General features: G+C 70.4%; 19 protein-coding genes and 1 pseudogene. All 20 read right to left on the reverse strand.

What is annotated here, in order from left to right; all coding sequences use genetic code 11:
• Nucleotides 1-424: 424 nt before the first annotated feature.
• The gene (gene galK, locus B140_RS0106560; protein WP_018118562.1) at nt 425-1,549 is read right to left on the reverse strand and encodes a galactokinase; all 1,125 of its coding nucleotides are present in this window, start codon (nt 1,547-1,549) and stop codon (nt 425-427) included.
• Entirely contained in the window at nt 1,546-2,625 is a 1,080-nt protein-coding gene (gene galT, locus B140_RS0106565) for a galactose-1-phosphate uridylyltransferase (protein WP_018118563.1), read from the reverse strand. Before galT ends, galK begins: the two co-directional genes overlap by 4 nt.
• On the reverse strand, nt 2,618-2,845 hold the full coding sequence (locus B140_RS0106570; protein ID WP_026166078.1) for a hypothetical protein: 228 nt from the start codon (nt 2,843-2,845) through the stop codon (nt 2,618-2,620). Before B140_RS0106570 ends, galT begins: the two co-directional genes overlap by 8 nt.
• Before the next feature lie 12 nt (nt 2,846-2,857).
• Entirely contained in the window at nt 2,858-4,504 is a 1,647-nt protein-coding gene (locus B140_RS0106575) for a sodium:solute symporter family protein (protein WP_040426200.1), read from the reverse strand.
• The gene (locus B140_RS12155) at nt 4,479-5,345 is read right to left on the reverse strand and encodes an aldose epimerase family protein (protein WP_018118566.1); all 867 of its coding nucleotides are present in this window, start codon (nt 5,343-5,345) and stop codon (nt 4,479-4,481) included. The genes B140_RS0106575 and B140_RS12155 overlap by 26 nt, the downstream gene beginning before the upstream one ends.
• Nucleotides 5,342-6,604 carry a tyrosine--tRNA ligase gene (tyrS, locus tag B140_RS0106585; RefSeq protein ID WP_018118567.1) on the reverse strand — a complete coding sequence of 421 codons (1,263 nt, stop codon included), beginning with the start codon at nt 6,602-6,604 and terminating at the stop codon, nt 5,342-5,344. The genes B140_RS12155 and tyrS overlap by 4 nt, the downstream gene beginning before the upstream one ends.
• Nucleotides 6,601-6,783, reverse strand: coding sequence for a Trm112 family protein (locus B140_RS0106590; protein ID WP_018118568.1), 183 nt, complete (start codon nt 6,781-6,783; stop codon nt 6,601-6,603). Before B140_RS0106590 ends, tyrS begins: the two co-directional genes overlap by 4 nt.
• 10 nt (nt 6,784-6,793) lie before the next feature.
• Nucleotides 6,794-8,215, reverse strand: a complete 1,422-nt coding sequence (argH, locus tag B140_RS0106595) for an argininosuccinate lyase (protein WP_018118569.1) — start codon at nt 8,213-8,215, stop codon at nt 6,794-6,796.
• On the reverse strand, nt 8,216-9,412 hold the full coding sequence (locus B140_RS0106600) for an argininosuccinate synthase (RefSeq protein ID WP_018118570.1): 1,197 nt from the start codon (nt 9,410-9,412) through the stop codon (nt 8,216-8,218).
• A 29-nt stretch (nt 9,413-9,441) separates the two neighbouring features.
• Nucleotides 9,442-9,921, reverse strand: coding sequence for an arginine repressor (locus B140_RS0106605; protein WP_026166079.1), 480 nt, complete (start codon nt 9,919-9,921; stop codon nt 9,442-9,444).
• Between the two features lie 9 nt (nt 9,922-9,930).
• A complete protein-coding gene (locus tag B140_RS0106610) occupies nt 9,931-11,112 on the reverse strand; it encodes an acetylornithine transaminase (protein WP_018118572.1) in 1,182 nt (393 codons plus the stop codon).
• Nucleotides 11,096-12,007 carry an acetylglutamate kinase gene (gene argB, locus B140_RS0106615; RefSeq protein ID WP_018118573.1) on the reverse strand — a complete coding sequence of 304 codons (912 nt, stop codon included), beginning with the start codon at nt 12,005-12,007 and terminating at the stop codon, nt 11,096-11,098. Before argB ends, B140_RS0106610 begins: the two co-directional genes overlap by 17 nt.
• A gap of 10 nt (nt 12,008-12,017) precedes the next feature.
• A complete protein-coding gene (gene argJ, locus B140_RS0106620) occupies nt 12,018-13,166 on the reverse strand; it encodes a bifunctional glutamate N-acetyltransferase/amino-acid acetyltransferase ArgJ (RefSeq protein ID WP_018118574.1) in 1,149 nt (382 codons plus the stop codon).
• A gap of 20 nt (nt 13,167-13,186) precedes the next feature.
• Complete coding sequence (gene argC / locus B140_RS0106625) at nt 13,187-14,224, reverse strand: N-acetyl-gamma-glutamyl-phosphate reductase (RefSeq protein WP_018118575.1); 1,038 nt, start codon at nt 14,222-14,224, stop codon at nt 13,187-13,189.
• Nucleotides 14,225-14,259: 35 nt separating this feature from the next.
• The gene (locus tag B140_RS0106630) at nt 14,260-14,844 is read right to left on the reverse strand and encodes a TetR/AcrR family transcriptional regulator (protein ID WP_018118576.1); all 585 of its coding nucleotides are present in this window, start codon (nt 14,842-14,844) and stop codon (nt 14,260-14,262) included.
• An 8-nt stretch (nt 14,845-14,852) separates the two neighbouring features.
• A pseudogene (locus B140_RS14605) lies at nt 14,853-16,441 on the reverse strand (ATP-binding cassette domain-containing protein).
• Between the two features lie 87 nt (nt 16,442-16,528).
• Nucleotides 16,529-19,003 carry a phenylalanine--tRNA ligase subunit beta gene (pheT, locus tag B140_RS0106640; protein WP_018118577.1) on the reverse strand — a complete coding sequence of 825 codons (2,475 nt, stop codon included), beginning with the start codon at nt 19,001-19,003 and terminating at the stop codon, nt 16,529-16,531.
• A 17-nt stretch (nt 19,004-19,020) separates the two neighbouring features.
• Entirely contained in the window at nt 19,021-20,073 is a 1,053-nt protein-coding gene (gene pheS / locus B140_RS0106645; protein WP_018118578.1) for a phenylalanine--tRNA ligase subunit alpha, read from the reverse strand.
• 46 nt (nt 20,074-20,119) lie between these two features.
• Nucleotides 20,120-20,938 carry a TrmH family RNA methyltransferase gene (locus B140_RS0106650; protein WP_026166080.1) on the reverse strand — a complete coding sequence of 273 codons (819 nt, stop codon included), beginning with the start codon at nt 20,936-20,938 and terminating at the stop codon, nt 20,120-20,122.
• A gap of 33 nt (nt 20,939-20,971) precedes the next feature.
• Nucleotides 20,972-21,304 (reverse strand): TM2 domain-containing protein, encoded by a 333-nt coding sequence (locus B140_RS0106655; RefSeq protein WP_018118580.1) that lies wholly within the window; start codon nt 21,302-21,304, stop codon nt 20,972-20,974.
• Between the last annotated feature and the right edge of the window lie 32 nt (nt 21,305-21,336).

Raw genomic sequence — 21,336 nt, forward strand, 5'->3', positions numbered from 1 at the left:
ATCAGCCACCACCACACCACGCAACAGTGTGCATGAGCATGGTGGTTCAACAATGCATGTTGATATTCACATGGCCTGCCGACCATGACTGGCACACACCCCACGCGCCACACCACCAGGCGTGGCAACATAAGGGGTGGATGGATGAACAAAAACACCAACAAACATATGGCATGCTGGGTGTTTCTGCACACAAGAGATTCCTATAATCATCAAGTGCATCAGTACGCTATCGAGTTCTCACACAACACCACCACAACCCACCAACACACCACGGTGCTGGCTGAAGGAAGGGTAAAAGCTATTGCTTTGCGCCAGACGCTTGTTTTCCTCCCGCCACACAAAGCATCTTTGCTGGGGCGGTGTCGGTCACGCTGACTCCCAACAATTTACACACCCACCCACACCCACACAAACAACCAGGTCAGAGCCTCCTTGCGCCGTCTTGCGGCTCCACGATGTACACGTCCGCCTCCGGCACCGCCCGGACGATCTCGGCCCTCGCGGCGTCGGGGTCCTCGCACAGGGCCACGATGCTCCCGCCGAACCCTCCCCCGGTCATGCGCGCGCCCACGGCGCCCGCCGCCCGCGCGGCCTGGACGGCGGCCTCGAGCTCGGGGGTAACCACCTCGTAGTCGTCGCGCAGGGAGTCGTGGCTCTGGTTCATCAGCTCGCCCAGGCGCGCGGTGTCTCCCCCGCGCAGGGCTCCGATCGCCTCGGAGGTGCGCCGGGTCTCCGTCACCACGTGCCGCACGCGCCTGCGCACCACCTCCGGGTCGTCCTCGGTGCCCAGCGCCCAGGCCACGGCCTGGTCCACGAGCCCCTCCTCCCGGAAGGTGCAGCCCAGGGCGGCGGCGACCCGGTCGATCAGGCCGCGTCGGGAGCCGTAGCCGCCGGTGGCGTGGGAGTGGGCGGCGTTGGTGTTAGCCACGAGCAGGTGGTGGCCCGGCCACCGGCATTCCACCTGTTCCATGCCGCCGCTGAGGAAGTCCAGGGCGAGGGCGTTCCCGCGCCGCGCGTAGAGGCAGGCACGCTGGTCCAGCCCGCCCGTGTTGGCCCCCACCACCTCGTTCTCCGCCCTCATGGCGGCGGCCGCGAGGTCGGCGTCGAGGCCGTAGAGGTCCCTGGCGGCCACCGCCACGGAGCATTCCAGCGCGGCGGAGCTGGATAGGCCCGAGCCCACCGGCACGTCCGAGACCACCGCGATGTCCATGCCCCCGCTTCCCAGCGCCCAGAGGGTGCCCGCCACGTAGCCGCGCCAGTCGCCCAGCGCCGAGACGTCGTCGAGGTGGGCCTCCCCCTCCCAGGTCGCGCCCGTGGGATCGACGGACACCATGCGCACGCGCCGGTCCGCGCGCGGCGCGGCGGCCACCACGGTGGCCATGGTGGTGGCCAGGGGCAGGCACACTCCGAAGGCGTAGTCCACGTGGTCTCCGATGAGGTTGACGCGCCCGGGGGAAAGCCAGGCCCCGGGCGGGGCGCCGTGGTAGGTCCGCTCGTAGAGGGCGGATGCCTCCCGGGCCAGGTGTTCCGCGCTGCGCACGATCATCGCCCTATCCTCCTGAACGTCTCCGCGATGGTTTCCGGGGTGGTGTCGTTGATCCAGGCCCCCATGCCCGATTCCGATCCCGCCAGGTACTTCATGCGGTGCGGGGAGCGCATGAGGGAAAACAGCTGAAGGTGCAGGCGGCCTGCCTCCGGCTGCCCCACAGGCGCCTGGTTCCAGGCCGCGATGTAAGGGGTGCGCTCCACGCCGTCGAAGAAGCGATCCATCGCCGGAAAGAGGCTGTGCAGGATGCCGGCCAGGTCCTCCCGCTCCTCCTCGCTGAGCGCCGCGAAATCCGGGGCGTGCCGGCGCGGCATGACGATCACCTCCACCGGCCATTTGGCCGCCACCGGGGTGTAGGCCACGAAGTGCTGCGTGCGCGTGATAATGCGCTGTCCGGAGCGCAATTCCGCCTCGAGAACCTCGTCGAAGAGGTTCGGCCGGATACGGGTTTGTTCCGCAATGGCGGCCATGCGGGGCGGCACGAAGGGGTAGGAATAGATCTGGCCGTGCGGGTGCTGGAGGGTCACCCCAATCTCTTCCCCGCGATTTTCAAAGGGGAACACCGCCCGCACCCCTGGGATACGCGATAGTTCCTCCGTGCGGTGCGCCCAGACGTCGATCAGCATGCGCTTGCGTTCCAGGGAGAGGTCCGCGAAGGAGCCATCCGGGCGCGGGGTAAAGCACACCACCTCGCAGCGCCCGCGGGCGGGCCGCTGCTCGAAGAGCTCCTCGTCGTCGATGTGCAGGGGGTAGTGCCCCGCCCCGGTGCTCAGCGAGGGGAACCGATTCTCAAAGACCACCACCTGGTAGTCCGCCTCGGGGATCTCGCTGGGATGGGAGCCGGGACGCGTGGGCGCGAGCGGGTCCTCGCTGGCGGGCGGCAGGAAGGTGCGGTTTTGCCGGTGCGCGGCGAAGAGCGACCACTGCCCGGTGAGGGGGTCGCGGCGCATGGTGGACTCCGTGCGCACGGTGGGCAGGGCCCGCTCGTCTACCGCGGTGCGCGGCGGGGTGTCGGGGGTGTCGAAGTAGAGGATCTCGCGGCCGTCGGAGAGGTTCGATCGGGTCACCCTAAGCATCGTGGGCCTCCATCCGGATGGGGTTCAGCCGGGCCCAGGCGAAGAACGCCAGGGCCACCAGCACCATGCCCAGCCCGGTCCACAGGTTGTCCGAGGCCTCCTTTGCCGCCATGTCCTCCGGGTTGACCCCGGGGTCGAGGAAAAAGAAGCACGCGCACAACACCACTCCGTACAGGCCCAGGAGCGCCCCAATCACGTTGCGAATATCGAATGTAGACACGTCTTTTACTCCTTAGAGGAACATGAGGTTCAAAGCCGAGACCAGCACCAGGCAGAGGATGCCCAGGGGAACCGTGCGGCGATACCAGGGCAGCGCGGCCTCCGCGGCGTCGGAAAGCTGCTCGCGCGGGGTCACGGAGCGCACGAAGCCCACCAGCTCGTGGTCCGGCTTGGGCCTGGTGACCATGGTGACCGCCACGGAGACGAGGATGTCCACGACGAAGGCCAGCGACGCCGCCACGAAGGCCGTGCCCTGGCCCGGCAGGGACACCACGGGGCCCTCCCCGAGGGAGAGGGCCCAGAAGGCCACGGCGGAGGCCGTGCCCGCGACCAGGCCCGCCCAGCCCGCGTGCGGGGTCATGCGCTTCCAGAACATGCCCAGGATGAAGGTGGCAAACAGCGGGGCGTTGAAGAAGCCGAAGAGGGTCTGGAGATAGTCCATGATGTTGCCGAAGTTGGCGGCCAGCAGCGCGGTGAACACCGCGATGACGGTGGCCGCCACCGTGGCGATCCGGCCGAACTTAAGGTAGTAGTCATCGTCCCTGTCCTTGACCACGTAGGTCTGCCAGAGGTCGTAGCTGACCACGGTGTTGAAGGAGGAGATGTTCGCGGCCATGCCCGCCATGAACGCCGCCAGCAGACCCGCGATGCCCACACCCAGCAGCCCGTTAGGCAGCAGATCCCGCATGAGGTAGAGCACGGCCTCGTTGGGCGCGGCCTCCCCCTGCGCGATGGGGGTGACGATGGTCCCGGCGATCATCCCCGGGATGACCACCAGGAAGGGGATGAACATCTTGGGGAAGGCCCCGATGATGGGCGTCTTGCGCGCGGCCGAGAGGGAATCCGAGGCCATGGCGCGCTGCACCTCCACGAAGTTGGTGGTCCAGTAGCCGAAGGAGAGCACGAAGCCCAGGCCGAAGACGATCCCGATGACCGACCACACCGGGTGGTCAAAGCCGGACAGCTCCGTTCCCGGCCAGGTGGAAAAGTGGCTGGCCTCCCCCACCTTCTCCTTCAGGCCCGCCCAGCCGCCCACGTGGCGCAGGCCGATGACGGTGAGCGGGGCCAGGCCCGCCACGATCACGAAGAACTGCAGCACCTCGTTGTAAATGGCGGCGGACAGCCCGCCCAGGGTGATGTAGGAGAGCACGATCACCGCCGCGATGAGCAGCGTGGCCCACCGGGGCCACCCCAAGAGGGCCTCCACCACGGTGGCCAGGAGGATGAGGTTCACCCCGGCGATAAGGAGCTGCGCGATGGCGAAGGAGAGGGCGTTGACCAGGTGCGCCCCGGGGCCAAAGCGGCGGCGCATGAACTCCGGCACGGAGCGCACCTTGGAGCCGTAGTAAAAGGGCATCATCACGATGCCCAGAAACACCATGGCGGGCACCGCCCCGATCCAGAAGTAGTGCATGGTCTGCATGCCGTACTGCACCCCGTTGGCGGACATGCCGATGATCTCCACCGCCCCCAGGTTGGCCGCGACAAAGGCCAGGCCCGTGACCCACGCGGGCAGCCCCCTGCCCGAGAGGAAGAAGTCGATGGAGGAGGAGACGCGGCGCTTGGCCGCCCACCCGATCCCCAGAACAAACACAAAATAGGCCGCCACCAGCGAGTAATCCACCCAGGTGGCGTTAAGCCGCAAGGTATCCACGTTCATTCCTTATCTCTAATACGGAGTATTCCGCAGTGAAGATCTCCCCCGGCCCCAGCACGCCGAGGTCGCACCCGGTGTTGAGCGCGTTCGGCGGGGCCGTCATGGGCTCTACCGCCAGCCATCGTTGGGGAGAGGTATAAAGCTGCGTCCACGGCATCGCGGAACGCAGGGCCACGCCCCGGCCGTCCGGGTGCATCAGGCGCACCTCGTGGGCGCCCGGGGCGTGCACAAAGGCGTCGTCAAAGCCGCGTCCGCGCATGGCGATCGCGGGCTCCGACCAGGGTTCCCGCTCCCCCAGCGGGATGAGCGAGGGGCCCAGCGGGAGCCGGTGCGTGGCGTCGAAGAGGAGGGTGCACTCGTCGAGCGGACGCCCCTGGGGGTCCAGGTACGGGTGCGCGCCGAGGGCGCACGGCGCCGCGGCCTCGGAGAGGTTGCGCGCGCTCAGCCGGGCGCGCAGCCCCTCCGGCAGCGCCTCGTACACCACGGTGAGCTCGATGCGCCAGGGCCAGCCCTCCTCCGGCCCCAGCACCGCGCGCAGCCGCGCCCGCTCCCGGTCCGCCAGCAGCGTAAAGACCGTTCCGAGGGTGAAGCCGTGCAGGGCGTGGCCCCGCTTCGGCTCGGTGACCCGCAGGCGGTGCGGCCGCCCACGGAACTCGAAGGCCGCGCCGTCCACCCGATTGGGCCACGGCGCGAGCACCGCGTTCGCGGCCTCCGGGGGATGCTCCCCCGAGAACTCCCTCAGCAAAGGCCTGCCCGCGCGGCGCAGCGAGCGTATCGACGCCCCGGAGGCGCAGATCACTGCCTCCGTGTCACCGCACCGCAGCCTGGCCTCCGGGATGGTCATCCCCGTCGAACCCCCGCGAAGTTCTTCTTGCCCCGGCGCAGCACCAGCCAGGCGCCGTGCAGGTAGTCCTCCGGGGAAGGCTCCCAGTCCTCGGCGGACACGCGGGCGTTGTTCACATACACGCCGCCCTCCTTGACCGCCCGGCGGGCCGCCCCGCGCGAGGGCACCAGGCCGGTGCCCACCAGGAGGTCCACGATGGTGCGCGGGGAGTTCTCGTCCAGCTCGAGCACCTCGGTCTCCGCGACGGCGGAGGCCAGGGTGGGCTCGTCGAGGTCCGCGAGGTCGGCGCGGCCGAAGAGCGCCTGCGAGGCCAGCTCCACGGCCTCGGTGGCCCGCTCGCCGTGCACCAGCGTGGTCATCTCCCGGGCCAGGGTGCGCTGCGCCTCGCGCGCGTGGGGGCGCTGGGCGACCTCCTCCTCCAGCCGGTCCAGCTCCTCGCGGTCGAGGAAGGTAAACCAGCGCAGGTAGCGCATGACGTCCGCGTCCGCGGCGTTGATGAAGTACTGGTACCAGGTGTAGGGGCTGGTCATCTCCGGGTCGAGCCACAGGCTCCCGCCCCCGGTGGACTTGCCGAACTTCTTGCCCTCGGAGTCCGTGACCAGGGGGACGGTCAGGGCGTGCACCTGGTCGCCGGTGATGCGACGCACCAGGTCCACCCCGGCCACGAGGTTGCCCCACTGATCGCCGCCGCCCACCTGGAGGTTGACCCCCCGGGTGGTGTGGAGCTGCACGTAGTCGTTGGCCTGGAGCAGCATGTAGGAGAACTCCGTGTAGGAGATGCCGTCGTTGTCCAGGCGCCGCTTGACCGTCTCCCGAGCGAGCATGGTGTTGAGCGAGAAGTGCTTGCCCACGTCGCGGAGGAAGGAGATGACGGACATCCCGCCCGTCCACTCGTTGTTGTTCACCAGCTCGGCGGCGTTCTCCCCCTCGAAGGTGACAAAGCGCCGCAACTGCCCGGAGATGCGCTCGGCCCACTCGGAGACCGTCCCGGCGTCGTTCATGGAACGCTCTCCCACGTCGCGGGGGTCTCCGATCATGCCCGTGGCGCCGCCGGCGAGCACGAGGGGGCGGTGCCCCGCACGCTGAAAGCGGGCGAGCATGAGCAGCGGCACCAGGTGCCCCGCGTGGAGGGAGGGCCCGGTGGGGTCGAAGCCGCAGTACAGGGCGATGGGCCCCTCCTCGGTGGCCGCGCGCAGCGCCTCCAGGTCGGTGGACTGGTTGATCAGCCCGCGCCACTCCAGCTCGTCAATGATGTTCATGCGTCTCCTCCCGGCCACTCCACGGCCTCATCGATCAGCAGCACCGGTATCCCCTGGTCGATGCGGTAGGCGAGCCCCAGGCGCTCGTTGACCAACACCTGCTCCTGCTCGCGGTAGACGAGCGGCCCCTTGTCCCTGGGGCACACCAGAACGTCCAGTAGTTCAGAGTTAAGGCTCATGGTGATAACTTTAGCCCTCCGCCCAGGCGCGCTGTCGCCGGGATTCCGTGTGTACTCGCTCACGCTGCTCCGCCACCCGCACCCCGGCGGTGCCGCCTCGGGTATCGCGGGAGGCCACGGCGCCGTCGATGGTGAGCACCTCGCGCACGGCGGGGGTCAGGCGGGAATCCACCCCGGCCAGCTCCTCGTCCGTGAGGTCCACCAGGTCCACCCCGCGCGACTCCGCGATGCGCACGCACGCCCCCGAGGCCTCGTGGGCCTCGCGGAAGGGCACCCCCTGGCGCACCATCCACTCGGCCAGGTCCGTGGCCAGGGTGTAGCCGCGCGGGGCCAGCTCCCGCATCCGGTCCTCGTGGAACACCAGGGTGCTCACCAGGCCCGTCATGGCGGGCAGCAGCAGGCGCAGCTGCGCCACGGAGTCGATCACCGGCTCCTTGTCCTCCTGCAGGTCCCGGTTGTAGGCCAGGGGCTGCGCCTTGAGGGTGGACATGAGCCCGGCCAGGTTGCCGATGAGCCTGCCGGTCTTGCCACGGGTGAGCTCCGGCACGTCCGGGTTCTTCTTCTGCGGCATGATCGAGCTGCCGGTGGACCAGGCGTCGTGCAGGGTCACGTACCCGAACTCCGGCGTGGACCAGGCGATGATCTCCTCCGCCAGGCGGGACATGTCCACCGCGATCTGGGCGAGCACGAAGGCCGCCTCCGCCGCGAAGTCCCGCGAGGAGGTGGCGTCCAGGGAGTTATCCGCCGCGGAGTCGAAGCCCAGCTCCTCCGCGATGGCCTCGGGATCAAGGTGCAGGGAGGAGCCCGCCAGGGCGCCCGAGCCGTAGGGGGAGACCGCCAGTCGCCGGTCAAGATCCTGGATGCGCTGGCCGTCGCGCAGCAGGGGGTGCGCGTGGGCGAGCAACTGGTGCGCGAGCAGCACCGGCTGGGCGGCCTGGAAGTGCGTCTTGCCCGGCATGATGGCCTCCGGGTGCGCCTTGGCCTGGGCCACCAGGGCGTCCACCAGTTCCGTCACGGAGACGGCCACCTCGCGCAGCGCGTCGCGCAGCCACATCCGAAAGAGCGTGGCCACCTGGTCGTTGCGGGAGCGCCCCGCGCGCAGCCGCCCGCCCAGCTCAGGGCCCACGCGCTCGATCAGGCCGCGCTCCATCGCGCCGTGGACGTCCTCGTCCGTGGGGGCGGGCACAAACGCCCCGGAGGCCACGTCCCGGCCGAGCGCGTCCAGGCCCTCCAGCATGGCGGCCAGATCCTCCTCCCCGAGCAGGCCGGCGCGGTGCAGCACCCGCGCGTGGGCCTTGGAGGCCAGCACGTCGTAGGGCGCGAGCACCCAGTCAAAGTGCGTGGACACGCTCAGCGCGAACATCGCCTCCGAGGGGCCGCCGGAGAACCTGCCGCCCCAGAGGGCGCCCTCGTTGGTACCGTGCTGTTCCACCTATGCCTCCCGATCCCGCTTGTTGGCCATCTTGGAGGACAACCCGTGCAGCTGCACGAAGCCCTTGGCCAGGGTCTGGTCGAAGGTATCGCCCGTGTCGTAGGTGGCCAGGTTGAAGTCGTAGAGGGAGTGATCGGAGCGGCGGCCGTTGACGGTCACGGAGCCCGCGTGCAGCACCAGGCGGATGTCGCCGGTGACGTGCTCCTGGGTGGAATCGATGAAGGCCTCCAGGGAGCGCTTGAGCGGGCTGAACCACAGGCCGTCGTAGACCTCCTCCGACCAGCGGGCGTCCACCAGACGCTTGTAGCGCGCCAGCTCGCGCTCCACCGTCACGTCCTCCAGCGCCTCGTGGGCCTTGATGAGCACCATCGCGCCGGGGGCCTCGTACACCTCGCGGGACTTGATGCCCACCAGGCGATCCTCCACCATGTCCAGCCGCCCCACGCCCTGGGCGCCGGCGCGGCGGTTGAGCTCCTCGATGGCCTCGAGCACGGTCACGGGGCGGCCGTCGATGGCCACCGGGGCGCCGCCCTTGAAGGAGATGATCAGCTCGTCGGGGGCGTTGCCCAGGCCGGGGTCCTCCGTGTAGGCGTAGAGGTCCTTGGTGGGCGGGTTCCACAGGTCCTCCAGGAAGCCCGTCTCCACGGCGCGGCCCCACACGTTCTGGTCGATGGAAAACGGCGAGGAGGCGGACTGCTCGATGGGCAGGTTGATCTCCTCCGCGAACTCGATGGCCTTGTCCCGCGTCCAGGCGAAGTCGCGGGCCGGGGCGACGATCTCAAGGTCTGGGTCCGTGCTCATGAAGCCGACCTCGAAGCGCACCTGGTCGTTGCCCTTGCCCGTGCAGCCGTGCGCCACGTGCGTGCCGCCGTGCGCCTTGGCCGCCTCCACGAGGTGCTTGACGATCAGCGGGCGCGACAGCGCCGAGACGAGCGGGTACTGCTTCATGTACAAGGCGTTGGCCTTGACCGCGGGCAGGCAGTACTGCTCCGCGAACTCGTCCTTGGCGTCCACCACGATGGACTCCACGGCGCCGCAGTCCAGCGCGCGCTGCCGCACGGACTCCATGTCCTCCCCGCCCTGCCCCAGATCCAGGGACACGGCCACGACCTCCCCCTCGATCATCTTGGCCAGGTAGGGGATGGCCACGGAGGTGTCCAGGCCGCCGGAATAGGCAAGAACAATTCGGTTGGTCATAATGCTTTCTCCTTAGTTTCTATAAAGAATTATTGGTTCCAGGTGCGCAGAAGATCCGCGAGTTCCGCGCCCGTCATCGGGTCCCGGGCCAAAACGAAGATCGTATCATCGCCGGCGATGCAGCCCACGACCTCCGGCATCCCCACGCGGTCGATGAAGCTCGCCAGGTACTGCGCCGCGCCCGGGGGCGTGCGCAGCACCGCCATGTGGGCGGAGGAGTCCACGGACACCACCAGCTCCTCCAGCATCCGGCGCAACTTCTCCCGGGGGCCGGAGAGGGTGCCGGGGGCCGTGGTCTCCTCCTCGCTGATGGCGTAGAAGGAGCGCGACCCCTCGCGGCGCACCTTGCGCGCCCCGAGCTCATCGAGATCGCGCGAGAGCGTGGCCTGGGTGGCGTCGATCCCCTCGTCCAGCAGCAGCTCGGAGAGCTGCACCTGGCTGTACACGCGGGTAGAGGCCAAAATGTCAAGGATTTTGCCTTGACGCGCAGTGCGGGTGGTCACCGCTATCGTCCTTTCCTAAGCATCAATCTCGTTGAGCACGGCGCCCAGGCGCCGCACCGCCTCGTCGATCTCTTCCTCCGTGATCACCAGGGGTGGGACCAGCCGCAGCACCCCCTCCGAGGGGGCGTTGAGGATCAGCCCGCCGGGGATGCCCGCGCTCACCGCCTGGGCGGCGACGGGCGCGCGCAGCACCGCGCCGAGCATGAGGCCGCGACCGCGCACGGACTCCACCTGGGGCAGCGCCTCCACGCCCGCGCGCAGCCGGGCGCCGGACCGGCGCACCTGGGAAAGAAACCCATCGTCTATCGTATCGAGCACCACCCCGGCCGCCGCGCAGGCCACGGGGTTACCGCCAAACGTGGTCCCGTGGTCCCCCACGCCCAGCAGGCTCGCGGCGCGCCCGTGGGCCAGGCAGGCCCCGATGGGCAGCCCCGCGCCCAGCCCCTTGGCCAGGGTGACCACGTCCGGGACGACCCCCTCGCGCTCGAAGGCAAAGAAGTCCCCCGTGCGCCCCACGCCCGTCTGCACCTCGTCGAGCACCATGAGGATCCCGTGCTCGTCGCACAGCTCCCGCACCGCGCGCAGGAAGCCCTCCGGCGCGGGGATCACGCCCGTCTCACCCTGGATCGGCTCCAGGAAGATGGCGGCCACCTCGCCCGGGTTCATCTCCACCAGGGTGCGCAGGTACGCGGCGTCGCCGTAGGGGTAGAACTCCACCCCGCCGGGCAGCGGCGCGAAGGGGGCGCGCTTGGCGGGCTGCCCGGTGAGCGAGAGCGCCCCCATCGTGCGCCCGTGAAAGCCGTTGGCCGCCGCCAGCACCCGGTGCCGCCCCGTGCGGCGCGTGAGCTTCAGGGCGGCCTCGTTGGCCTCCGCGCCCGAGTTGCACAGGAACACCCGCGCGGTCTCCGAGGGGAAGCGCGCGCACAGGGCCCGCGCCACCTCCACCGCCGGGCGCGAGGCCACCAGGTTGGAGGAGTGGGTCAGGCGCAGCGCCTGCTCCCCCACCGCCGAGGCCACCTGCTGGTTCCCGTAGCCCAGGGAGGCCACGGCGATCCCGGAGAGCAGGTCGATATATTCGTTGCCCTGGGCGTCGAACAGCCGCGCGCCGCGCCCCTCCACCACCTCGATGGCCGGGGTGGGATATGTGCCCATGAGCACCCCGGGCCAGTCCTCGAGGGTCCTAGTGTTCTGCGTCATCGCTCGTTCCTTTCTCCGGCACCACCATCGTGCCGATGCCGCCCTCGGTCAATAGTTCCAGGATCACGGAGTGGCTCAGCCTGCCGTCGATCACGTGGGCCGCCCGCACGCCCGACTCCACGGCGTGCAGGCAGGACTCCATCTTGGGGATCATGCCGCTGTCCAGGCCCGGCAGGATCTCCCGCAGGCGTCCGGTGGTGATAGTGGAAACCAGGGAGGAGCGCTCCGGCCACCGCGTGTACAGCCCCTCCACGTTGGTGAGCACCAGCAGGCGCTCCGCGCCGATCGCCGCCGCCAGCGCCCCGGCGGCGGTGTCCGCGTTGACGTTGTACACCTGGCCGTCGGTGCCCGGCGCGATGGTGGAGACCACCGGAATCCTCCCGGCGTCGATGAGGTCCATCAGGGCCGTGGCGTCCACGTCCACGATGTCCCCCACCAGGCCGATGTCCGTGGGCACGCCGTCGATGGACACCAGGCGCCGCCGCGCGGTAAACAGCCCCGCGTCCTCGCCGGAGGTGCCCACGGCGTAGGGGCCGTGGGAGTTGATCAGGCCCACCAGGTCGCGCCCCACCTGGCCGAACAGCACCATGCGCACCACCTCCATGACCTCCGGGGTGGTCACGCGGAAGCCGCCGCGAAACTCCCCTTGAAGGCCCAGGCGCCCCAGCATGCGGGAGATCTGCGGCCCGCCGCCGTGGACCACCACCGGGCGGGCCCCGATGGTGCGCAGCAGCACCATGTCTGCGGCGAAGGCCGCCTTGAGGCCCTCGTCCACCATGGCGTTGCCGCCGTACTTGACCACCACGATCCGATCCCGGAAGTGCTGGAGCCAGGGCAGGGCCTCCGCCAGCACGGCGGCGCGATCGGCGGCCGTGAGGCCGTGAATGTTCTTCATCGCTTGTCTCCTAGGTGGTGTAGGCCGAATTGATCTCCACGTAGGCGTGGGAGAGGTCCGTGGTGTAGACGGTGCCCGTGGCCTCACCCGCGCCCAGGTGGATCTCCACGGCGACGTCCGGCCCGGAGAGGTCCACCTCTCGCGCGCCGGGCACCGCCGTGGACTCCTGGCACACCAGGTGCCCGTTGAAGCGCACACCGATGGCCTGCGGGTTCATCTCCACCGGGGCCATGCCCACGGCGGCGAGCACGCGGCCCCAGTTGGGATCGGAGCCGAACATCGCGCACTTGACCAGGTTGTCCCGGCCCACGGTCCGCGCCGCGATCAGCGCCTCCTCCTCGCTGCGCGCGCCCGAGACCGTGATGCTCACGCGCTTGGTCACCCCCTCGGCGTCCGCCTGCATCGCGCGCGCCAGCTCCCGGCACGCGCGCTCCACGGCGGCGTCGAGCTCCTCCTGGGCAGGGCGCACGCCGGACGCGCCCGAGGCCAGCAGGAGCACCGTGTCGTTGGTGGAGGTGGAGCCGTCGATGTCCAGCACGTCGAAGGTGCGCGCCGTGGCCCGGCGCAGGGCGGCGTCGAGGGCCTCCGGGGCGGCCAGGGCGTCGGTGGTCAGGCACACGAGCATGGTGGCCAGCGAGGGGGCCATCATGCCCACGCCCTTTCCCATGCCGCCCAGGAGGAAGCCCTCGCCCTCCACCAGCACCTCCTTGGGCACGGTGTCCGTGGTCATGATCGCGCGGGCGGCCTCGGCCCCGTGCGGGCCGAGGCCCGCGACCAGGGCGTCGATGCCGCCGCGCACCAGGGGCATGGGCAGCGGCTCCCCGATCAGGCCGGTGGAGCAGCAGGCCACGTTCTGAGGGTCCAGGCCGAGGCCTCGCGCCACGGCGCCCTGCATCTCCTCGGCGTCCGCGTAGCCCTGGCGCCCGGTGCAGGCGTTGGCGTTGCCGGAGTTGTACACCACGGCGTCCAGCCGCCCGTCCAGCGCGGCCGCCTTGCTCAGGGCCACGGGGGCCGCGCAAACCTTGTTGCGGGTGAACACCGCGGCGGCGTGGCGCTGCGGTCCCTGGTTGACCACGAGCGCCATGTCGGCGGCGCCGGAGGGTTTGATCCCGGCGGTGGTGGCGGCGGCCCGAAAGCCACGGGGGGCGGTGATGCTCATTGTTGTTCCTCTTGTTCTACTCAGGGAGCCACGGCGGCGGTGGGCAGGCCCGAGGTTTCTTCCCAGCCCAGGGCGATGTTCATGCACTGCACCGCCCCGCCGGCGGTGCCCTTGGTGAGGTTGTCGATGGCCCCGGTGACCAGCAGGGTGCCCGCCTCCTCGTTCACCTCCACCGCGAGGTGGCACATGTTGGTGCCCTGCACGTTCTTGGTGGAGGGCAGCTCGCCCTCCGGCAGCAGGCGGACGAAGGGCTCGTCGCGGTAGAAGCGGGCATAGGTCTCCCGGGCCTTACGGGGATCGCCCTGCCCCCGCCACGGGGCGACCGCCGTGCTCAGGATCCCCCGCGTCATGGGGGCCAGCACCGGGGTGAAGGAGAGGCTCAGGGGAGCCTGCGAGAACGCGCCGAGGTTTTGCAGGATCTCCGGGGTGTGGCGGTGGCGCCCGGCGGTGTTGTAGGGGCGTACCGTGCCCATCGTCTCCGCCCCGAGGAGCCCCGTGACGGCCTTCTTTCCCGCTCCCGAGACCCCGGTGACCGAGGTCAGGGCGATCTGAGGCTCGATCAGGCCCTCGATCACCGCCGGGAGCAGGGCCAGGGTGGCTCCGGTGGGGAAGCACCCCGGCACCGCGACGCGCCGGGTGGCGCCCAGGGCGGCGCGCTGACCGGGCAGCTCCGGCAGCCCGTAGGGCCAGCTCCCCGCGTGCTCGGAGCCGTAGTACCGCCGCCACTGGTGGGCGTCGCGCAGGCGGAAATCCGCCGCGCAGTCGATCACGAGGGTCTCCGGGGAGAGCCGGGCCGCCAACTGCGCCGAGTGCCCGTGGGGCAGGCAGAGAAAGACCACGTCGTGCCCCGCCAGCACCTCCGGGGTGGTGGCCTCCACCGCGCGATCGCCCAGCTCCGGGGCGAAGGGAAAGGCGTGGGTGGCGCCCACCGAGGAGTTGCCGGTGAGCGCGCCGATGGTCAGGCGGCCCTCGCGGCGCGCGGGGTGCCCGAGGAGGAGGCGGAGGAGCTCGCCACCGGCGTACCCGGTGGCTCCGGCGATGGCAACTGTGATCGGCATGACGCCACAGTAGCATATATACAAGGTTATGCAAATTATGCAGTCACGACGAGGCGCAGCACCCCGCGCAGGGTCGCGCGCACCTCCTCCACGCTCGGCGCGCCGTGCGGGGTCACCGCGTCCAGGGTCAGGCCCCCGATCACGGCCGTAACGTGGCGCGTCCTCTCGGCGGCCCCCACCCGGGACAGGGCGTCCTCGATCACCCGGTGCAAGTCACGGGCCATGCGGTCCGCCGCCGGGGCAAACACCTCGCGCACCCGCGAGGCGCGGATAAACTCCACCACCACGATCGCCTCCTCCCGCCGCGCCGCGTCCACGGGGAGCACCTGCTCGATGAGTTCCTGCAGCGCATCGACGGCCGCCTCCCCCTCCAGCCCGCTCAGGCGCTCGGGCGGATAGGCCGCCAGCCTGCGCCCCATCCGATCCCCCGCCTCCTGCGCCACGGCGGCCAGCAGGTCCTCGTGCCCGTCGAAAAAGTGCCGCACCGACCCGATGTTCAGCCCGGCCCGCGCCGCGACCTTGCGCAGCGTGAGCCCCTCCACCCCCTCCGCGACGACCTGCGCAAATCCCGCCCGAACGACGTGGCTGCGGCGCTCCTCCGCGTTAATGCGCGCGGGCATGGCCGCTCCTATTCCCACCGTGGCTCGTCCGCCTCGTACACCGATCCATCCTCAGAAAATATCAGAAACCGGTCGCAGTCACGCGCGAACCAGCGGTCGTGGGTCACCGCCAGCACGGTGCCCCGGAACGAGCGCAGCGCCTCCTGCAGCGCCTCCGCCGAGTCCAGGTCCAGGTTGTCCGTCGGCTCGTCCAGAAGCAGAAGGTTGGCCCCCTCCAGCTCCACAAGGAGGATCTGAAAGCGCGCCCGCTGCCCGCCGGAGAGCGCCCGAAAGTCTCTGCGCGCGCAGCGCTCAAGGCCGTAGCGCGACAGCGCCCGGTAGGCCTCGTCTGCGGGCAAGCCCTCCCTGCTCCCCTCCCCCTCGTGCAGGACGTCGAGCAGGGCGCGGCCGTGCAGATCGGGCCGCCCCTGGGCCTGGGCGAACCACCCGGGCCGCACCCGCGCCCCCCAGGCGCACCTCACCCCGATGCGGCACCTCGGCACCGGAAAGCAGGCGCAGGAAGTGCGACTTCCCCGACCCGTTGGGCCCCACCACGCCCACCCGATCCCCGTACCGGGCCTCGAAGCTCCAGGTGCCCGTCAGCCCCACCAGCTCCACGCCCGAGCACATCACCGCCCGCCGTCCCGTGCGCCCGCCCCGCAGCCCGATGCGGACGTCGCTCCTGCGGGGCGGCTCCTGCGGAGGCCCCTCCCGCTCGAAGCGGGCCAGCCGCGTCCGCGCCGCGCGGTAACGCGAGGTCATGTCCGAGTTGTAGGAGGCCTTGTCCCGGTACGCGCGCACGAGGTCGCGCAGCCTTTCCCGCTCCTCTCGCCATCTCCTGCCGCGCTCCTCCAGCCGCTCCCTCCGCGCCTCCCGGGCCGCGCGATACCCACGAAAGTCCCCGTGATGCACCCACGTGGTGTTGCCCGTGACGCCCAGCTCGAGGGTGATCACTGAGGTGGCCGTGCGCGCCAACAGCTCCCGGTCGTGGCTGACGTACAGCACGGCCTTAGCGCATTCCGAGAGCTCGCGCTCCAGCCACCTCTTGCCGGGAACGTCCAGGAAGTTATCCGGCTCGTCGAGCAGGAGCGTCCCGTGGCCGCCCCGCAGCAGGGCGGTGAGGAAGAGCCGCTTCTGCTGGCCACCGGAGAGCGTGGCGAGGGGGCGATCGGCGCAGCGCTCATACGGCAGCCCCAGGGCCTCCTGAGCGCAGTGATCCCACAGGACCTCGAGGTCGTAGCCGCCCGCGTCGCCCCACCGCGCGAGCAGGTCCGCGTAGCGCATCTGCTGATGCGTGCCCCGCAGCCCCGTGCCGCGCACCCGGTCCAGCCGCGCGGCGATCTCGCGCAGGCCCGACGGCGCGGTGGAGATAAGGGCGTCCCGGACCGTGCCCCGGTCGAGGAACTGCGGCATCACGCCCACCTCCCCGGAGCGGGAGACCGTCCCGGCGGCCGGGCCCAGCTCCCCCCAGGATAAGCCGCAGCAGCGTGGTCTTGCCCGCCCCGTTCGCCCCGACGAGGGCCACCTTCTCCCCCGCCGAAACCCGGAAGGACACGTCCCGCAGCAGGGGGCTTCCGTCCGGCAGAACATAGTCCAAGGAATGCACGGAGAGGCTCATAGTCTCACATTATCACACCTGTGATAAATAGGGCCGGAAAGAAGACCCCGGGCACCCGGGGCCTTGCTTTTACCCGGCTTTTACCCGCTAACCGCGCAGGCGCGCCCCCCAGCGCTCCTCCGCGCGCGCCGCGGCCGCCAGGCGGGCCTCGTTGGCCTCAGCGTCCGTCAGCGTGCGGTCGAAGGCGCGGAAGAGCAGCGAGAAGGTCAGGGACTTCTTGCCCTCCCCCACGGCCTGCGCGCGGTACACGTCGAAGAGCCGCACGTCCTCCAGCAGCTCGCCCGCCCCCTCCACCAGGGCCGCGCGCACGTCGCTGACCGCCACGGACTCGTCCACCACCAGCGCGATGTCCTGGTGCAGGGCCGGGAAGGCGGACAGCACCGGGGCCGGGGCGTCCTGGGTCAGGGGCAGGGCCGTCACGTCCAGCTCCATCGCGCACAGGCGCGGCGGCAGGCCCATCGCCTCGAGGACCTGCGGGTGCAGCTCCCCGGCGTGGCCCACCACGCGCCCCTCGGCCACGAGGGCCGCGCACCGGCCCGGATGCCACGGCCGCTGCTGGCCCTGGCGCACCTCCAGCTCCACCCCCGCCGCGCGTGCCACCACGCGGGCGGACTCGATGGCGTCCGCGTAGCTGTAGGCCCGGCCCTCCCCCCAGGGGCCGGCGTACTCGATCTGACCGCCGCCCACGGTGGCCACGTGCAGGGGCTGCGCGGGCAGGCTGTCTACGACCTCCCGCAGCTCCTCCTCGGAGGGGCGCGCCGCCACCGAGGGCATGGGGGTGCGCTCGCCCCGGCGGAACGCCACCTGCTGCACACCAAACAGGCTCAGGTCCGCGCGACCGCGCGCGGCGTTGCGGCCCACCGCCTCCAGCATGGCGGGCAGGAGCGTGGTGGCGAGCACCGCGTGATCGGACTCCAGGGGATTGCGCACCGCCACGGTGGCGCGCCGGGGGTCCTCCCCCTCCACGCCCCACGTATCCAGGACCTCGGCCGCCATGAACGGGGAGGGCAGGATCTCCGCGTAGCCGTGGTAGGCCAACGCGTGGCCGATCGCCCGGCGCCTGCGCTGCGCCCGCGTCAGGCCGCGCCCGCCCCTGGGGGTGGGCAGGATGGAGGGAATGTCTTCCAAACCCTCCAGGCGCAGCACCTCCTCCACCAGGTCCGCGTCCATCGTGAGATCCCCGCGCCAGGTGGGAGGGGTGACCAGCAGATCCTCGTCGCGGCGCTCCACCGCGCAGCCGACCTCGCGCAGGCGCCCCACCACGGTCTCCTCCGGGTACTCCACCCCGGCCACGCGCGCCGGGCGGGAGGGGGCCATGCGGATCTCCGGCATGGCGGGGACCTCCCCCACCAGCGTCCGGGTGTTCTCCGCCGTGCCCCCGGCGATGCTCACCAGCAGCTCGCAGGCCAGGTCCAGGGCGGGCTCCACCAGGGCGGGATCGACGCCGCGCTCGAAGCGCCGAGAGGCCTCCGAGCTGAGCTTGTGGCGGCGGCTCGTGCGCGCCACCGTGAGCGGGTCCCAGGTGGCCGCCTCGAAGTAGACCTCGGTGGTCCCCTCCCCGATCTCCGAGGTCGCCCCGCCCATCACCCCGGCGAGCGACTGGATGCCGGAATCGTCGCAGATCACCACGTCCTCCGGGTCCAGCTCTCGCTCCGCGTGATCCAGGGTGGTCAGCGTCTCCCCCGCCCGGGCCCGCCGCACCGTGAGCCCGCCGGAGATCATCCCGGCGTCGAAGGCGTGCATGGGCTGGCCCAGCAGGAACATCACGTAGTTGGTCACGTCCGTGGCGGCGTTGACCGGGCGCGCCCCGAAGGCCATCAGCTCGCGCTGGAGCCAGAACGGCGAGCGCGCGGCGGGATCGACCCCGCTGACCTTGCGCAGCCCAAAGCGACGCGCCTTGGTGTCCTCCTCCACGCTCACGGCAAGGCACTCCCCCTCGGGGCTCAGGGCGGAGGCGCCCGCCGGGTCCTCGTAGCGCAGGTCAAAGGCGGAGGCCAGCTCGCGGGTCAGGCCGCGCACGCTCAGAGCGTAGCCGCGATCCGGGGTGACGTTGACGTCAAAGATCACGTCGTCAAGTCCCAGCAGCGGGCGGGCGTCCTCGCCGGGCTCGCCCTCGTCGAGCAGGATGATGCCGTCGGTGGGCTTGTCCGTGAGCCCCAGCTCCGTGGCCGAGCAGAGCATGCCGTTGGAGATATGATCGTAGGTCTTGCGGGCAGCGATCTTAAACCCGCCGGGCAGCTCGGCCCCCGGCAGGGACACCGCCACCAGGGAGCCCTCCCGGAAGTTCCTGGCCCCGCAGATGATGCCCTGGGGCTCGCCGGTGCCGTTGGCCTGCCCCACGTTCACCTGGCAGTAGCGGATGGGCTTTTTAAAGCCGGTGAGCTCCTCGATGTGCTCCACCCGCCCCACCACGAGGGGGCCGGTGGTCACCGGGCGGGGCGCGTAGCCCTCCGTTTCAAAGCCCACGCGCACGAAGCCGGAGTCCAGCTCCTCCGGGCTCACGGACCACCCGGGGTTATGCCGGGAGAGCTGACGGGTAATGAGGTTTTGGGAAATAAGCACGGGATCTCCTTGGAGCTTTAGGCCTGAATACCAAAGGGCAGGGTGAAACGGATATCGCCTTCGACCATGTCGCGCATGTCCGACAACCCGTTGCGGAATTGCAGGGTGCGCTCGAGCCCCATGCCAAAAGCAAAACCGGAGTACTCCTGGGGGTCCACGCCCACCGCGCGCAGCACGTTGGGGTTGACCATCCCGCAGCCGCCCCACTCGATCCAGCCCGCGCCCCCCTTCTTGTTCGGGAACCACACGTCCACCTCGGCGGAGGGCTCGGTGAAGGGGAAGTAGTTGGTGCGCATGCGGGTGCGGGTGCCGGGGCCGAACAGCTCCCGTGCCAGGTGGTCCAGGGTCCCGCGCAGGTGGGCCATCGTCAGCCCACGGTCCACCGCCAGCCCCTCCACCTGGTGAAACACCGGGGTGTGGGTGGCGTCCAGCTCGTCGGTGCGAAAGACCCTGCCGGGGCAGGCGATGTACAGCGGCGCCTCGCGGTCGAGCATGGTGCGCACCTGCACCGGCGAGGTGTGGGTGCGCAGCACCTGGCGGGAGTCCCGCGCCCCCACGTAAAACGTGTCCTGCAGCGTGCGGGCGGGGTGATCCGGGATGAAGTTCAGGGCGTCGAAGTTGAAGTATTCGGCCTCCACCTCGGGGCCGTCCGCGACCTCCCAGCCCATGCCCACGAAGATATCCGCGATGGACTCGCTCAGCGTGGTAATGGGGTGCAGCGCGCCCGCCTGGTGGCGGGTGGTGGGCACCGTGACGTCCACCGTCTCCTGCCGCAGGACGGCCTCCGCGTGCTCGCGCTCCAGGACCTCCTTGACCTCCGCGTAGCGCTTTTCCACCGCGCCCCGCGCCTGGTTCACCATGCGGCCCGCGTCCTTGCGCAGCGCCTTGGGCAAGGAGCCCAGCGCGCGGCGGGCCTGCAGGATCGGGGCGCTCTCCGAAAGGTGCTCCCGGCGGGCCCGGGCGAGGTCCTCCAGATCCTTGGCCGCCGCAAAGGCCGCCTGCGCGGCCTGCGCGGCGCGGTGCAGGGATTCCTCCGTGATCCCGGAATGATCGGATTGTTGCTCAACCACCGTGTTTTCTTCCTGCCTTCTGTATCTCGGAAAGGACCAACTCAGTTTATCCCGCTGCCCGGCCCTGCGTGCGCGCGGACTCGTAAAGGCAGATCGACGCCGCCGTGGCCAGATTCAGCGACTCCGCCCGGCCCCGGATGGGGATACGCACCCGGTGATCCGCCTGCCCGAGGAGGGCGTCCCCCAGCCCGTGCGCCTCGTTGCCAAAGAGCCAGGCCGTGGGGGCCGCCAGCAGCTCGGCGGCGTCGTCCAGGTCCACCTCGCCGTCGGCCGCGGTGGCGAGGATCTGTAGCCCCCGGCCCCGCAGCGACTGCAGCACCGCCTCCGTGTTGGTCTCCCGCACCACCGGGAGGTGAAAGAGGGAGCCCGCCGAGGAGCGCACCACCTTGGGCCCCTGGGGGTCCACCGTCTCCCCGGCGAACAGCACGGCGTCCGCCCCCATGGCGTCCGAGACCCGGATGAGGGTCCCGGCGTTGCCGGGGTCCGAGGTGTTCACGGGCACGGAGACCAGCGTGGGCGAGCCGGCCAGGGCGCGCTTCATGGGCCACAGCACCGGCTCGCACACCGCGAAGATCCCGGGGGTGGTCACCGTGTCCGAGAGGGAGCGCGCGGCCTTGTCGCTGATCGCGTGGACGTGCACGCTCAGGTACTGCGCGGAGGTGACGATCTGCGCGCAGCGCCGGGCCGCCTGCTCCGTCACGTACACGTCCCGGGCGGCCCCCGTGGTCACCGCCGCCTCCACGGCGTTTTCCCCCTCGACCAGGAAGGCCCTTGCCTTACGGCGCGCCGCGGCGCGGTGTAGTTTTGCCGCCGCGACGATGCGCGGGGTGCGCTCCGTGAAGGGAGCCGAAAAGTCACAAGCCATGCCCACCACCGTACCCGGAGGACGTGGCGGCGGTTAGACCAGCTCGCGCCCGTGGGGGTCCGTGGCGTAGGAGCCAGCGCGCAGCAGGATCAGCACGAAGTCCACGAAGGACCAGATGTGCACGGCGATGACGATGGGGATGCCGATGAGCACGAACGAAAGCACCCAGCCCACGACGTACAGGGCAAGCTGCGTGATCGCCCTCTTGCGGTACCCGATGTAGAAGTTGTGCACGCCAAACTGGCCCAGGAAGAACGCCAGGAGCGCCGCGACGATGTACGAGCGCTGCGGCTCGAAAAGCGGCGTCCGATCTGCCGGGGAGCCCAGATACTGATGGCTCGGGTAGTGATCGCTCGGGGAAACCATAAGGCCCCACCATAGACCAATCCCCGCAGCCC

The sequence above is a fragment of the Corynebacterium mastitidis DSM 44356 genome (genome assembly GCF_000375365.1).
Lineage (GTDB): Bacteria > Actinomycetota > Actinomycetes > Mycobacteriales > Mycobacteriaceae > Corynebacterium > Corynebacterium mastitidis.